The following is a 14,486-nucleotide window of genomic DNA, read 5'->3' on the forward strand; positions in this document are numbered from 1 at the left end:
CGAAGCTGGATCGGGAAAAGGGGGCTCAGCTACAATAAATGCTTGGCCTTTCGGACGTGATCCAGTTTCGCAAGCCGTCCAGTGTGCGAAATCCATCTGCGGCATAGCACCGAACTGTCGGTTGAAAGGCTTGCATCATCTCTGCAAGTGCATGTCCCGGACCCAAGTCCAGAACCCGGGTCACGCCAAGCTCTGCCACGGCTTCCAACGTAGCCGACCAGTCGATCGGCCGGGCGACTTGGCGCGCCAGCTTTGCGGTCGCACAGGTTGCAGAGAAGATCCGCTCGCCGTCGCCTCCAGCGAGCAGGAGTCGGCTGTCTGCGATAGCGGAAAGGGCGCTGTGGTCGAGCGCTTGTTGCAACGGCTTCCAGGCCTGCTCGAGGCGAGCCGTGTGCGAGGCGATTCTGACGGCGAGAAGGCCGGTGCGTGCAGATCCTTCCTCCGCCTCATGGCAGAGGTCGATCACGTCCTGCTCTGTACCGCCCACCACAAACAGAAGATCCGGATTGACGATCGCGATCTCGCAGTGGTGTTTGTCGAGCAAATATTGGAGCGCGGAACGGTCAAGCCCGCGGACGTAGCCGAGGCGGCCATCGGGCCCCGCCGCATCTTGCATCAGGCGGGCGCGAATATCGGTGAGCCGCAGCGCTTCGTCGGCGGTCCAGACGCCAGCGATGCTCCAGGCCGCCATTTCGCCGACGCTGTAGCCGGTGACGGCGGTTTGCTCAGTCAGCAGGTCGGCGATGCAGGCGTGGACCGCGAGCGCCGAAGTCACCGTCAGGATCTGGCTGGCACGATTGACGGAGAGTTCATCCGCGGTACGGGTCCGGATGACGTCCCGCGGGTCAGCGCCGAGAACGGGGGCCGCCGCGGCAAAGATCGGCTCGGCAGTAGGCTGGTCCGCGACAAGATCGAACATCTTGTCCGACAACGTACCTTGTCCGCCGCAGAGCAGGGCCAGCATCAGACCTCCAGCCGATCGACGAACAGCGCCATCGCGAGCAGGTCCGCGGAGCCGCCGGGGCTGAGATTACGGGCGACGAGCGCCTGATGAATGTCGGTAGCACGCGCGCGCCATTCCGGCGACCCGACGCCGCCGGCGGCGAGGAAGCTCGAGGCGCTCTCTTGGGCGAAGCGCAATCCTTCGGCTCCGCCCCGATGCAGCAGGTTGGTGTCGGTGACGTCGGCGATCAACCTCATGCAGGTTTCAACGCGCACGGCTTCCTCGTCATGAGGCGCACGTTCGCGCGCTGCCTGCAGCGCGGGCAGGGCGATGTCGTAGACCGACGGAAAGCCATTGGCGGCCTCCACCCTGGCGCCGCCGGCGCCGTAGCGGCGCGCGGCCACCGCGCCATGGCTCCGCAGCGAGACCGGGCCTGACAGGATGTCGTGGCCCCAACGCTCTGAGACCAGACGGCCGAGCGACTTGCGGATGCCGACGGCGTTCCGGTATCCGGCCGCGGCGCAGAGCAGGCCTAGCCCGAAGATCGCGCCGCGATGCGTGTTGACGCCCTGCGTCGCGGCCAGCATCGCGCGCTCGGCGGCAACGCCGATGGCGCGAAGTCGGCTCATGCCGGAACCCTCAGCGCCCGCGGCGGCGAGCTCGCCGAAGAACGCCGTCAGGGTTTCGGCGCTGAGGCACAACAGCGCGGCGTCCATGTCGCGGTGCGCACCGTTGTCGACATGGCTGACGAGGCCGGGCTTCGGATGGGTTTCGACTTCGAGCTTCAGGCAAAGTGAAGCGAGGTGGCCGAGCTGCGCCGCATCGAGCGCACGGTTCGGCCGCGATTGCCACCTGAGCACCTGAGTCATGACGCGAGACCCGTGAGGAAGGCCGCGCGCGTCATCGTGGTGACGCCTCGCTCGCCCTTCACAAGGACTTCGTCTTCGTCGGTGCCGGTCAGCTCACGCCATTGAACGCCGCCGGCGGGACCTGTGATCTCGCCGTCCAGTCGCATCGGCGCTTGCCTGGCGATCCCAGCGATGCCGGACAACAACGTGCCGGCTTGTTCGGCCGACGACAGCGGCCAGAGCAAATCGAGATCCGAACCGTCCGAGAGATAGGGCAGGCCAGTCAGGTGCTGCCAGGCCAGGCTGCCATAGGTCCGGGTCTCCGGTAGCAGCTGGAGCAGCTTCTCGATCGGCTCGCGCCAGGTCGCGGGCGCAGCATTCGCGGCATCGGTCAGCAAAGGCGGCGGCGCGGACGCGACGATCTCGGCCGCCGTGAGCGAGACCGCAATGCGCCGTTTGCCGAGGCTCGGCGGCAGCGGCAGACCGAGCGGGATCATACCGGCGGTGTCGCTGCAAGCCGGCCGGCGAACGACGAGGGGACGGCCGGCGTGTGCCCAGCCCGCGACCATCGGCTCGCCGGCGAGTTCCGGACAGCGGGTCATCACAGCGGCCCATCCGGCCGTCGATGCCTTCACCATGCTGTGGCGCGCGAGCGGCTCAGCCATGTCGCGCTCCCTGATGTGAGGCCGCTGCGAACGCAACGCGCTCGGCAAGTTCGGCCGCTTTCCGCCGTCCGCCGTGTTCTGCGCCGAGCCGGCCGCGCTCATCCTGCCCCTGCGGCCGTCGCAGCACCTCCGCAAGCTGCGGCGCCAGCGGCGCGGTCTCGTCCCAGACGACGTGAACGCCGCCTGTCAGCACCATATTGTCGAGCCCGGGCGCGAACACCGGCGTCGCCTCCGCCTTGGCTTTGAGCACGTCGATCGGAAGCTTGGTGACGCGCGCCATCGACGGTAGATCCATCACCGCGGGATGCGCGCCGGGCAGCGCCACCAGCGTGCCGGTGGCAAGCGCGGTGGCGATGAATGCACCGGCGGCGCTGCCGCCATAGAGCAGGCCGATAGTGCGATGTCCTTCGGCTTCGGCCAGCAGCAGCGCCTTGGCGAGATGCGACAGATATTCGCTGAGGCCGAGCAGCTCGTCGCGCTTGCTCATGCGCTGGCTGGCGGAATCGACCAGGAGCAGGATCGGCGCCCGATGCCCTGACTTGACGATCTCGATCACGTGCCCTGCGAGCACGATCGCTTCGTCCACGCCGAGCGGCTGCCCTTGCGTGACGCCGATCAGGTGAATCGGTCCGGCGTTGGGCAGCGTCGCCTGTCCCGCGATCAGCACGCCCGTGGTTTCGATCTTGCGGCCGTTCGGGAACAGGCCGGCCAGGATGTCATCGAGCGTCATCGGCGTTCTCCCTGGTGGTGGCCGCGCGAAGAAACGCGCTGGTCGGAATTGCGGGAACATCGGCCGGATCGTCGATGCCGAGCGCCTGCCAGATCTCGACGGCATCCTCGGCCTCGCCAAAGCGCTGCAGCCGCCGCGCGAGGCGCGCCTGCTCGGCTTCGAGCACCGCAACGTCGCATCGCTTCTCGCGCCTGAGCGCCGCGCTCGCAGCCTCGCGAAACGCCAGCGCCTCGTCATCGACGAACATGTCGGCGCCGCCGATCAGATAGCGGTGCTTGCCGCCCATGGTCCGCCACACCAGTGCGCGGTCGCGCGAATCGAATTCCTCAATGCCCTTGTTGGTCTCGATCACCTCGGGGCCGCTGACGCTGAGTCGCCCCTGTTCGGAGATGATCAGGCGCGAGCAGGTACCGGCGATCAGGCTGCCGCCGCCGTAGCAGCCGGCGCGGCCGCCGATCAGGCCGACGACGTTGACGCCGGCACGGCGCGCCTCGATCACCGCGCGCATGATCTCCGCGATCGCGAGCTCGCCGGCATTGGCCTCCTGGAGCCGCACGCCGCCGGTGTCGAACAGGATCAGCACGTCCTGCTTCAGCGTCAGCGCCGCGCGCATCAAGCCGGTGAGCTTCGCGCCATGGACTTCGCCGAAGGCGCCGCCCATGAAGCGGCCCTCCTGTGCGGCAACGAGCACCGGCGTGCCGTCGAGACGGCCGCGCCCGATGACGATGCCGTCGTCGAACTGCTCCGGCAGGTCGAAGATCGACAGATGCGGGCTGATCTCGCGCAGCTCCGGACCGATGAATTCGCAGAAGCTGCCGGCATCGACCAGCGCGTCGATGCGTTGCCGGGCGCTCGCCTCGTACCAGCTCAGCGAGACGTCGTTGGCGGTGAGGGCTGTCATCGTTCCGGCTCCTCGATCTTGCGGACGCCCTGGGCAAGGCGCAGCGCCACCGTGTCGGGCCGGGCGCCGCCGTCATTGATGGAGATGCGCAAGCCGCCGGCGGAGCGGCGTGCGACGAAGTCGCGGACCACGGCATCCCACACCATGCCGAAGCCGTGCGCCGCCGTCGCGATGTCGATGGTGCAGACGTCGGCCGGCGAGGTCCGTTCCAGCAGCACTTCGAGATTGCCGGAGGCGACGACGCCGACGATCGCCTGCGCGCGGGTGCCGCCGGCGGATCTTGCAGCGGTCAGTCTGAAGCTGAGCTTTTCCATGCAAAACTCCTCACCAGTTGCGGAAACGGCTAGGCGGGCGGTAGAGACCGCCGGAGGCCAGCATGAGGTCCTTGATCGAGCGGGCCGCGAGCAGACGGCGGTCGGCGTCGAGCGGATCGATGCCGAGATCTTCGGGACGGCGGATCACGCCGCGCTGCCGGAGCTGCTCGACCATCTTCGCATCGCGGGCGCGGCCGATATCGGTGTAGCCGGCAACGCCGCGGATCGCCTGCTCGCGCTCGTCCTTGCTGCGGCACATCAAGAGGTTGGCGATGCCTTCCTCGGTGACGATGTGGGTGACGTCGTCGGAGTAGACCATCACCGGCGCCAGATCGAGGTCGAGCTTGCGCGCGAGCTCCAGCGCATCCAGTTGCTCGACGAAGAGCGGGACATTGCCGTCACCGAAGGTCTCGCCGATCTGCACCACCAGCTTGCGGCCGCGGCGCAGCGCGGCGCTGGAATCCGGATCGGCTTCGGCGCCCGCCTTGAGCCAGGGCTCGCTCGGATGGCGGCGTCCGCGCGGATCGGAGCCCATGTTGGGCGCGCCGCCGAATCCGGCGATGCGGCTGGTCGTCACCGTCGAGCTGTGGCCCTCGAGATCGATCTGCAGCGTCGATCCGATGAACATGTCGCAGGCATAGAGGCCCGCCGTCTGGCAGAAGGCGCGGTTGGAGCGCAGCGAACCGTCGGGCCCCGTGAAGAAGATATCGGAGCGCGCGGCGACATAGTCCTCCATGCCGACTTCCGATCCGAAGCAATGGATCTGCTCGACCCAGCCGGATTCGATCGCCGGAATCATGGTCGGATGCGGATTGAGCGCGAAATGGGTGCAGACCTTGCCCTTGAGTCCGAGCTTCTCGCCATAGGTCGGCAGCAGGAGCTCGATCGCGGCGGTGTTGAAGCCGATGCCGTGATTGAGCCGGCGCACGCTGTAGGGCGCATAGATGCCCTTGATGGCGAGCATTGCCGTCAGAATCTGCGTCTCGGTGATGGCGGCGGGATCGCGGGTGAAGAGCGGCTCGACATAGAAGGGGCGGCCGGCCTCGACCACGAAATGCACGAGGTCGCCGGGAATGTCGACGCGCGGCACCTTGTCGACGATCTCGGTGACCTGCGCCACGACCAGACCGTTCTTGTAGCTGGTCGCCTCGACCACGGTCGGCGTGTCCTCGGTGTTCGGCCCCGTATAGAGATTGCCGTCCTTGTCGGCGCTCACCGCCGCGATCAGCGCGACGTTCGGCGTGAGGTCGATGAAGTAGCGAGCGAACAGTTCGAGATAGGTATGGACCGCCCCGAGCTCGATCTTGCCGCCGAACAGCATGCGCGCGATGCGCGCCGATTGCGGGCCCGAATAGGAGAAGTCGAGCCGCCGCGCGATGCCCTTCTCGAAGATGTCGAGGTGGGAGGGCAGCACCACGCCCGATTGCACCATGTGCAGGTCATGGACATCCTTCGGATCGAGATTGGCGAGCGCGGAGGCGAGGATGTCGGCCTGCTTCTGATTGTCGCCCTCCAGGCACACCCGGTCGCCTGACTGGACCACCGCCTTCAGGAACGCGGGGAGGCTGGGGATAGGGACGACCTTCCCCCTGGCGTGCTGTCGGCCGGCCGCGAGGCGCTCGCCCAGGGCGGCCTTTTGCATACCCCAATCGCTCATGTCGGCTCCCTTGGCATGCGAGGTTGGCTTCGATAGGCGCTAATGTATGCGTATTGCCTCGGAACGTCAATCAGTGTATACGTTATATCATAATCGACAGATATTCGCATGCACAGGATTGGATTTATGATGCGAATGCATACAGAAAGCCCGTATCAAGTGGCCGGCGCGCCGCTCGCCATGGGGGAGGCGCCCCTGACCATTTCCGGCGTAGCTCTGCTTGCGATCTGCACCCTGCTGGGAGGCCTGCTCGGGGACCTGCTCGGCGTTGCCCTCGGCGTGAAGGCCAATGTCGGCGGCGTCGGCATTGCGATGATGTTTTTGATCGCCGCCCGGCTCTGGCTGATGCGGCACGGCCTGCTCAGCCGCGGGCTCAATACCGGCGTCGGGTTCTGGGGCAGCTTCTACATTCCGATTGTGGTCGCCATGGCCGCGCAGCAGAACGTCGTCGCCGCGGCGAAGGGCGGCCCGATCGTCGTCTTGCGGGCGCCGGCGCGGTCGCCGTGTGTTTCGCGATGGTGGCCTTGCCGGCTCAGTGGCCGCGTCGAAACCATGGACGAGATCGAGGCCCGCGAGGCGATCGAGGCGAATGTGCCCCACTTCAAGTCCGGGAGGATCGGATGACCATGATCTCTCACATTCTCGCAGCCAATGCGCTGATCACCGCCTTCGCTGCCGTCGGCATCCTGATGTGGATCTCGGGGGCGATCTCGAAATACCTCACCTTCGGACGCATTCACGGCTCGGCGATCGCGATCATGCTGGGTCTCGTGCTGGCCTTTTTCGGGGGCCTTGCCACCGGCGGCGAGAAGGGCGTCGCCGACCTGCCGGCGCTGACCGGGATCGGTCTGATGGGCGGCGCGATGCTGCGGGACTTCGCCATCGTCGCCACCGCCTTCGAGGTCGACGTCGTCCATGCGCACAAGGCCGGGCTGATCGGCGCGGTCGCGCTCGGGCTGGGAACGGTCGTTCCGTTCATTCTCGGCGTTTTCGTCGCCGCGGCGCTTGGCTACACTGACGCCGAATCATTGACGACGATCGGCGCCGGCGCGGTCACCTACATCGTGGGACCGGTCACCGGGGCGGCGATCGGCGCGTCGTCGCCGGTCATTGCGCTGTCGATCGCGACGGGTGTATTCAAGGCAGTGATCGTGATGATCGGCACGCCATTCGTCGCGAAGATGATCGGCCTTGACAATCCGCACAGCGCGATGGTGTTCGGCGGCTTGATGGGAACGATCAGCGGCGTTTCCGGAGGGCTTGCGGCGACCGATCGGCGCCTGGTGCCTTAGGGTGCGTTGACCGCGACGTTCCATACCGGGCTCGGATGCCTGGCCGCGCCATCGATCCTCTACTTCACGGGCGTGCAATCATAGGGAGCTGAATGGCAAGTCTGTTCAAAGTCGCGACCGAGGCAGAAGAAGATGGCGGCCTCCTCTCCGATCGCATCCGCAATGCGCTCACGGACGAGATTGCCTCGGGCGCGCTCGTCGCCGGTTCGGCGCTGGAGGAGCAGCAGCTTGCCGATCGCTTCGGGGCGTCCCGCACGCCGGTGCGGGAAGCGCTCCGGCAGCTCGTCGTGAGCGGGCTCGTCGAGGTGCGTGGCCGTCGCGGGCTGGTCGTGGCGCGGATGACGCCCGAACGCATCATGGACATGTTCGAAACCAGCGCCGAGGTTGAGGCGATGTGCGTCAGGCTGGCAACCTATCGCATGACCCCGCTCGAACGCAGTCATCTGATGGAGCTCCACGAGGATTCGCGTGCGATGGTCGAGGCGAATGACGTGAATGCCTATGATGGCTTCAACCGACATTTCCATGAAGGCATTTATCGCGCGACTCATAATTCATTCCTGTCTGAACAGGCCCAGGATGTGCGTTCCCGGCTTAGCGCGTTCCGCCGGACGCAATTGCGCCAGGGCGATCGCATTCACAAGTCTCGTGAGGAGCACGAGGCCATCATGCAGGCGATCGCGGAAGGTGACGGTGATGCCGCCTCGCGCAGAATGCGTGCGCACATGTTGAATGCGGCGACGGCGCTCAGGCGCTACATCGACGATCGGCTCGGCGGGCTTGCCGCTGGTCCCGAGGCAGAGACCGACTGACATCGCGCTTCGACGTTTTCCAGCGGCAGTTTTTTCTGAAAAGAACATGAAGCGAAATCCACAGACTCATTGCGGATACGATTGCGTTTGAGCAAGCTCGCGCCGTTGCCGTGCCAGCCATCAAGTGATTTGCGAAGACACGCGAGACCACTTCCTACATCGGTATAGCTCCAGATGCTGGATTGAGAGGTCATTAGCAGTCCTCATGCAGAGCCCCGGTGCGCAAGTTGCGCGCACCGGCGTATCGGGCGGTAGCTGTCGTGACGGTGCAGATGCCTATTTCGGTGCTTTCATCGCGAATGCGCAAGCGGCTGCTAGTACGGCAAGCCCGCACAAATAAACGCCTATCGCCAACGTGCTTCCCGTCGTCGCCAGAAGCGTGGTTGCGATGATCGGGGCAAGGCCGCCGCCAATCGCGGCCGCGAACGGTGCGGGGTACGATGGGAAAGCGCTCTTGGAAGCGGCATCGATGCCGGAGGCCCGTCAGGAATATGCCGCCAACACGCCAAGGGCGCTCGAAGCAGGCGTGTTTGGCTCGCCCTTCTACGTCTTCGACGGCGAACGATTCTGGGGGCCAGGATCGCCTCGAGATGCTGGAGGATCGCTTGATCGGGGCCAAGTGTGGCGATCTCGGGCGAAGACCGCAAATAGGCGGCGAACTTCGCCCGTTCGACTTGCAACATTGACTCCAACCGTAGCGACTCGCGGCGAGCTTTAGCTCGCACGACGCGCGGTCAGCAAGGCAACTCCCAATCCGCACATGACGGCTCCGGACGTCTGTCTCGTGCGGGCGATGAAAGTGTGCCGTCCGGCGAGTCGATCCCTCGCTTTGGCCGCCCAACGGGTCACGATCAGGTCGACACTGGTGTTCAAGGCGACCGATATCGTGCCCAGGACGACAAACTGCAGAGCCACATTCGCGCTCGCGTCGACGAACTGCGGAATGAAAGCGAGGAAGAACGCAGCCGTCTTCGGATTCAGTGCCTCGACGACGATGCCTTCGCGCAACGCACGGCTTGCACCGGTCGTCCGGACCTCGGTCGGGGCGGAGATAAGCGTTTGCCTCCAGGTCTTGATGCCGAGCCAGATGAGATAGAACGCGCCGGCGATCTTCAGCGCAGTAAATGCTTCGGCGCTCGCCATAAGCAGCGCCGAGATGCCGATTGCGCCGGCGAGCACGTGCACCAAACCACCGAGACCCAGGCCAACGCTGGACGCCAGTCCCTCGGTTCTACCGCCGGCGAGGGTGCGAGCGATGATGTAGAAGATGCCCGGCCCGGGCGTGATAGCGACAAGCGTTGCCGCGGCCAGGAACAATGCGAAAGACTGAAGTTCGAACATCGTATCTCCGGAATTTAGGCGGCCACGGGAACGGCGGGGCTGCGCCACGGCTCGCACGTCGGCGGAATCGGCCGCCGAACGGTTCCGACTCATCCTGCACTTGCCTTGGAAGCGCAGCAGTCGCGGATGCTCTCGATGCCTTCATCTTTGAAGGCGGCAGGGGTGTACATGGCTTGTCTCCGTTGCGGGTCGAGGGTTGTCGCCGCTCCGTGCGAGCGATCATGGCGCAGGACTACTTGTTAGTTTTGAATTCCGGCTTGCTGGTCGCGTCCGGCGCGAGACGACCGATCAACCCGTGGATGTCGCCGAGAACCCAAAGGTCGCTCACCTTGTCGCCTTCAAACTTGAAGATCGGCGCACCATGCCACCACACATGGCGTCCGGTGGGCGCGTGGCCGAACATCGGCTTTCGATGGATACCGTGGAAGCGCAGCTTGCCCGTGACCACGTTGCCGTCCTCGAAGAGATCGAGGATGTCAGACGTGTAGTTCTCAAGAGAGTCCGTCACCCATCGGACGTAGTCGGCGAACTGATCGAAGCCAACCAGGACGGGGCCGAGCGAACCCCGGAAGGTGAAGCCGGGCTGGAATATTTCAGGGATCAGATCGACGTTGGCGTTGTCCCACATGTCCTTGTAAAATTTTCGGACGACTTCCTTTTGCGGGCTCAATGCAATCGGACCGAAGTCCAAGGCCGGCTCAAGTCCTGGCGGTGGGGCGATCATATTTGGCCTCTCCCTGACGAACGCTGCTTGTAGGCAAGCTAGAGACGATTTAACGACTGCTCGAGGTCCCGAAGCAAATCTGCCTCGTTTTCCAGACCAACCGACAGGCGAATCAAGTCATCTCCGACGCCCCTTTGAAGACGCGCTTCTGGGCGAACGGCAAGCCGGGCGCGAACCAGGCTCGCGGGATGCATGATGAGCGTTTCAGCGTCTCCGAGACTGACGGCGAGCGTAATGAGCTCGAGATGGTCGAGAAAACGGCGGGCGACGTCAAACCCACCGCGAAGCCCAAAAGACAGCATTCCGGACCCCGCCGACATTTGCCGTCTTGCGATGGCGTGCCGTGGATGGGACGGAAGGAATGGATAATTTACCCAACCTACTGCCGGATGGCTACCGAGCATCCGTGCGATTGAAATCGCGTTCGATCCATGTCGATCCATTCGCAGAGGAAGCGTCTTGATCCCGCGAAGGATCAGAGACGACACCATCGGTGACAGCACGGCGCCCGTGATGTATCGGAGGCCGCGATCTCGGATCTTCTCGATCAGTTCGGTCCGCCCCAATAGCGCACCTCCGAGAAGGTCTCCATGTCCGCTGACATACTTGGTGAGAGAGTGCAGCACGATGTCCGCCCCGTGCTGCAGAGGTCTCTGCAACGCTGGTGATGCGAATGTGCCGTCCACGAAGACCAGGAGGCCGGCCCGTCGCGCACGTTCCGCGATGGCTTCGATGTCCAAGACGTCGCCCGTAGGATTGATAGGTGTCTCGAAATAGATGGCTTTGCTGCGCGACGTAAGAACAGTATCGAGGCTGGCGGGGTTACCCAGGTCTACCGGGACGGTCTTGATACCGAACCGGGGCAGACCCTGCTCCGTCATCGTCGTCGTATTCGAATACAGCGTCTGATGAACGATGAGCTCATCGTCCTGGGACAGCAGCGAAAGAATCAATGCTCCGAAGGCGGCCATTCCAGAGGCAAAGACCACGGCATCTTCGGCGTCCTCCAGATTGGCTAGACGGGATTCCAGCAACGCGGTCGTTGGATTGAACTCCCGCGCGTAAAGCCTGCCACCCAACGCGGCCGCCGCATCCAAATCTGCGACGCCGTCGAAGGCGAAGGTCGACGTCGTATAGATGGGATGGGATACCGCGCGCGAGTGATGGGAAGGGTCGTACCCATGGTGGATCGCTCGCGTCGAGAACCCGAGCCCGGGTTCATCGCTTGCAGTTCGTTCCGAACTGGCCATCGTTTCGAGATCTCCCATTCCGAGCGAGCGGGCGTTGCCGTCGGGTTAACTTCGGTGCGCGATCCCTGATGATCGAATCGCTTCGGTTCTCGGTCCAGGTCACCTATTGACGTTGACGACCACGCGCCCGCGCACTTGGCCACTCATGAGCCGGCCCGCGAGGGAGACGACGTCGTTCAAGCCGATTTCGACCGCCGTCCTCTCCAGATCCGCTTCGGTGAGCAATGTGGCGAGACGATCCCAGGCTTGGGCGCGCTCCGCCTTTGGACGGGTCACACTGTTGATGCCGAGCAATGCCACCCCGCGCAGGATGAAGGGAGCGACGCTTGCGGGAAGGTCCAATCCTTGCGCCATGCCGCAAGCTGCCACCGCTCCGTCCGCTTTGATTCCGGCGCAAACGTTGGCGAGGGTGTGGCTGCCCACCGAGTCAATCGCGGCTATCCAACGTTCCTTCTGCAGCGGCTTGCCCGACTGTGACAATTGTGAACGGTCGATAATCTCGGCCGCGCCCAGGCTCTTGAGATACGGCGCCTCGTCCGGCCGTCCGGTCGAGGCCACGACACGAAAGCCGAGTTTGTGGAGAAGCATGATCGCGATGCTGCCGACGCCCCCGCTGGCGCCGGTCACCAGCACGTCGCCCGCGCCTGGTCGGATGCCATACTTCTCGAGCGCCATCACCGACAGCATCGCGGTATAACCTGCGGTGCCGATGATCATTGCGCGTCTGGAAGGCATCGAAGCCGGCAGCTTGATCAGCCAGTCCGCCTTGACCCTGGCCCGCTGCGCCAGGCCACCCCAATGTTGTTCGCCGACACCCCACCCGTTGAGAACCACCCGATCTCCCGGGGAGAATGCCGGGTCGGAGCTCGACGAGACCAGGCCTGCGAAATCGATCCCGGGCACCAGCGGAAAGGATCTCACGATGGGACCCTTGCCGGTGATCGCCAGTCCGTCCTTGTAGTTCAAGGTGCTGTACTCGACGTCGACGATCACGTTTCCTTCGGGGAGGCGGTCTTCTGACAACTCGGATACGCCGGCGCGGTATCCTTCATCGTCCTTTTCAATCAGCACGGCCTTGAACAACTCGAACTCCTCTTTCACGTTCTTTCCTTGGATCTGGGCTTCGGCCCATCCGGGCGCGGGAGACCGGCGACGAAGCCGGAAATGAAAGTATCGAGTGGAGTGCCGTTCCTGACGAGGCGCGCCCGCATCACCGCTCCCTCCCAGCCGATCCAGAAGAACTCGGCCAAGGCATCGCAATCCGCGGCGTCTCCGATCTCGCCGGCGTCGCGCGCGTGTTCCAGGCAACGCGCGACCTTCCGCTGCCAGCCCTTGATGATTCCGTCCAAAGCGGGCCTGTAATCTTCGGGCAGCGCCTCGACCTCCTGGCTGAGGTTTCCGACCAGGCAGCCGCGCGTGTAGCTGTATTTCGCCATGCCCGCCTTGGCGCCTTCGACGAAGGCTCGCATGCGGGCCAACGGAGCAAGCTTTTCATCGTCCAAGGCGCGGTCCAGCTTGTGTCGGAAGAAAGAATCGTAGGCCCTCATGATTTCGCGGCCGTACTCCGCCTTGCTGTCGAAGTAATGGTAGAACGAGCCCTTTGGCACGGTGGCGCGGCGCAGCAATGCGTCCAGGCCCGTGGCGGCAAACCCCTGCTGGGTCATCACTTCCATTCCGCAACGGATCAGAACCTCGCGCGCCGGTGCATACCCGACGTCGCGTCGAACCGGTTCGGCCGGTTGGCGTCGACCACCTTGAGATTTAGCCATTTGCGTCCTCAGTAGACCGATCGTCTAGAACACAAATTGTGAACTTGGGCAAGCCGAGAGCCCGCTGCCGGTGTTTCCAGGTTGTCATCTTTGACTTCGTTGCCGCCCGTATTTGCATATGAGAGCTTTTTCCGCAACTTTTGCCCTGTCATTGTGCGGCGCGGCGCGGCGCTACCAGAGTTTCTTACTTGACACAAAGTGTCCTAGGCTCGAAGCTTGGTCGTTCTTCGAGAGAGGTACTGCATGTTTCGCTCGTTCCGAAAAGCCACTTTGTTTGCCGCTGCTGCGGCCGTCCTCTTCCTTGGCCCGATCGCCGAGCCGGCCGATGCGGCCGATGCCTATCCCTCGACCACGATCAAGCTGGTCGTGGGTTTCCCGGCTGGAGGCCCGACCGACATCATTGGTCGCGTCATCGGCCGTCTGCTCTCGAAGGAGTTGAGCCAGACCGTCATCATCGAGAACAATGGCGGCGCCGGCGGAATGATCGCCGCGTCGAACGTCTCCCGCGCGAAGCCCGACGGGTACACGCTTCTCGTCGCGGTGGAGTCCTCGAACACTCGCGCCAAGGCACTCTATGCGTCCGTGCGCTACGATCAGCAGAATGGCTTCACCTACATTCGGAAGGTCGCAAAGCAGCGAAATCTGCTCGTCGTGAATCCGAAGTTTCCCGTCTCCAGCGTTCCGGAGCTCGTCGCCTATCTGAAGGCGCATCCGGGGGAGGTGAACTTCGGGGGTACGTTCGGGGCGACATCTCACGTCGGGGGCACGCTGTTCGATATGGCCTACGACACGAAAATGACGTTCATCAACTACTCGGGCGGCAATCAACCGATAGTCGATTGCATGTCGGGGATTTTGCAGGTGGGCTTCTTTACCGAGGCCACGATCGGCCAGCAGGTCAAGGCCGGCACACTGAAGGCGCTCGCGGTGACATCGGCCGAGCGGTCCCCGGCCTTCCCGGAACTGCCGACGATCGAACAGGCGGGCGGCAAGCCTGTCGATATCTCCCCATGGTTTGGGATCGCGGGTCCGCCCGGCCTTCCGGCCGACGTCGTCGCCAAGATTGGGGCAGCCCTCGACAAGGCCTCGAGCGATCCGGATTTCCTGAAGCAGTTGGAGACGATCGGCGCAACTCCGATCGTTGGCTCGACGGTGGATACCTTCACGGCTGACGTCGGAAAGGAAGAAGCCTATTGGAATCAGTGGGCCAAGGACATCGGAGCGCCACTTCAGAAGTAGC

15 protein-coding genes and 2 pseudogenes are annotated in these 14,486 nt (G+C 64.2%); 5 read left to right on the top strand and 12 right to left on the bottom strand.

Annotated features, from left to right (window positions below; all coding sequences use genetic code 11):
• Positions 1-25 precede the first annotated feature (25 nt).
• From QRQ56_RS33765 to mdcA, 7 genes are read right to left on the bottom strand one after another with little or no spacing between them, the layout of a single operon-like run.
• A complete protein-coding gene (locus tag QRQ56_RS33765; protein WP_438745740.1) occupies positions 26-964 on the bottom strand; it encodes an acyltransferase domain-containing protein in 939 nt (312 codons plus the stop codon).
• Positions 964-1,812 carry a triphosphoribosyl-dephospho-CoA synthase MdcB gene (gene mdcB, locus QRQ56_RS33770; protein WP_438745741.1) on the bottom strand — a complete coding sequence of 283 codons (849 nt, stop codon included), beginning with the start codon at positions 1,810-1,812 and terminating at the stop codon, positions 964-966. The genes QRQ56_RS33765 and mdcB overlap by 1 nt, the downstream gene beginning before the upstream one ends.
• Positions 1,809-2,456: a malonate decarboxylase holo-[acyl-carrier-protein] synthase gene (gene mdcG, locus QRQ56_RS33775; protein WP_438745742.1), complete on the bottom strand. Its 648-nt coding sequence runs from the start codon at positions 2,454-2,456 to the stop codon at positions 1,809-1,811. Before mdcG ends, mdcB begins: the two co-directional genes overlap by 4 nt.
• Positions 2,449-3,186 carry a biotin-independent malonate decarboxylase subunit gamma gene (mdcE, locus tag QRQ56_RS33780; protein ID WP_438745743.1) on the bottom strand — a complete coding sequence of 246 codons (738 nt, stop codon included), beginning with the start codon at positions 3,184-3,186 and terminating at the stop codon, positions 2,449-2,451. The genes mdcG and mdcE overlap by 8 nt, the downstream gene beginning before the upstream one ends.
• The gene (locus QRQ56_RS33785) at positions 3,173-4,087 is read right to left on the bottom strand and encodes a biotin-independent malonate decarboxylase subunit beta (RefSeq protein ID WP_438745744.1); all 915 of its coding nucleotides are present in this window, start codon (positions 4,085-4,087) and stop codon (positions 3,173-3,175) included. Before QRQ56_RS33785 ends, mdcE begins: the two co-directional genes overlap by 14 nt.
• Positions 4,084-4,401, bottom strand: a complete 318-nt coding sequence (mdcC, locus tag QRQ56_RS33790; protein WP_438745745.1) for a malonate decarboxylase acyl carrier protein — start codon at positions 4,399-4,401, stop codon at positions 4,084-4,086. Before mdcC ends, QRQ56_RS33785 begins: the two co-directional genes overlap by 4 nt.
• A gap of 10 nt (positions 4,402-4,411) precedes the next feature.
• Complete coding sequence (gene mdcA, locus QRQ56_RS33795) at positions 4,412-6,058, bottom strand: malonate decarboxylase subunit alpha (protein WP_438745746.1); 1,647 nt, start codon at positions 6,056-6,058, stop codon at positions 4,412-4,414.
• 195 nt (positions 6,059-6,253) lie between these two features.
• On the opposite strand from mdcA, the pseudogene madL reads away from it, so the two are divergent.
• The 4 genes and pseudogenes from madL to QRQ56_RS33815 all read left to right on the top strand — a co-directional run bounded on the left by madL (position 6,254) and on the right by QRQ56_RS33815 (position 8,880).
• Positions 6,254-6,682, top strand: a pseudogene (gene madL / locus QRQ56_RS33800) (malonate transporter subunit MadL).
• A pseudogene (gene madM / locus QRQ56_RS33805) lies at positions 6,679-7,442 on the top strand (malonate transporter subunit MadM). The pseudogenes madL and madM overlap by 4 nt, the downstream one beginning before the upstream one ends.
• On the top strand, positions 7,443-8,162 hold the full coding sequence (locus QRQ56_RS33810) for a GntR family transcriptional regulator (RefSeq protein ID WP_438745747.1): 720 nt from the start codon (positions 7,443-7,445) through the stop codon (positions 8,160-8,162).
• 388 nt (positions 8,163-8,550) lie between these two features.
• Positions 8,551-8,880, top strand: coding sequence for a DsbA family protein (locus QRQ56_RS33815; RefSeq protein ID WP_438745917.1), 330 nt, complete (start codon positions 8,551-8,553; stop codon positions 8,878-8,880).
• On the opposite strand, the gene QRQ56_RS33820 is transcribed toward QRQ56_RS33815, so the two are convergent.
• The 5 genes from QRQ56_RS33820 to acuR form a co-directional block, all read right to left on the bottom strand.
• A complete protein-coding gene (locus QRQ56_RS33820; protein WP_438745748.1) occupies positions 8,877-9,503 on the bottom strand; it encodes a LysE family translocator in 627 nt (208 codons plus the stop codon). The two genes, QRQ56_RS33815 and QRQ56_RS33820, sit on opposite strands and share 4 nt — an antisense overlap.
• Before the next feature lie 232 nt (positions 9,504-9,735).
• Complete coding sequence (locus QRQ56_RS33825) at positions 9,736-10,227, bottom strand: ester cyclase (RefSeq protein ID WP_438745749.1); 492 nt, start codon at positions 10,225-10,227, stop codon at positions 9,736-9,738.
• A 38-nt stretch (positions 10,228-10,265) separates the two neighbouring features.
• Complete coding sequence (locus QRQ56_RS33830) at positions 10,266-11,477, bottom strand: trans-sulfuration enzyme family protein (RefSeq protein WP_438745750.1); 1,212 nt, start codon at positions 11,475-11,477, stop codon at positions 10,266-10,268.
• 99 nt (positions 11,478-11,576) lie between these two features.
• The gene (gene acuI / locus QRQ56_RS33835; protein ID WP_438745919.1) at positions 11,577-12,560 is read right to left on the bottom strand and encodes an acrylyl-CoA reductase (NADPH); all 984 of its coding nucleotides are present in this window, start codon (positions 12,558-12,560) and stop codon (positions 11,577-11,579) included.
• A gap of 14 nt (positions 12,561-12,574) precedes the next feature.
• Positions 12,575-13,246: an acrylate utilization transcriptional regulator AcuR gene (acuR, locus tag QRQ56_RS33840; protein ID WP_438745751.1), complete on the bottom strand. Its 672-nt coding sequence runs from the start codon at positions 13,244-13,246 to the stop codon at positions 12,575-12,577.
• Positions 13,247-13,489: 243 nt separating this feature from the next.
• On the opposite strand from acuR, the gene QRQ56_RS33845 reads away from it, so the two are divergent.
• A complete protein-coding gene (locus tag QRQ56_RS33845; RefSeq protein WP_438745752.1) occupies positions 13,490-14,485 on the top strand; it encodes a Bug family tripartite tricarboxylate transporter substrate binding protein in 996 nt (331 codons plus the stop codon).
• Position 14,486 lies beyond the last annotated feature (1 nt).

The sequence above is a fragment of the Bradyrhizobium sp. U531 genome, assembly GCF_051710265.1.
Classification (GTDB): Bacteria; Pseudomonadota; Alphaproteobacteria; order Rhizobiales; family Xanthobacteraceae; genus Bradyrhizobium.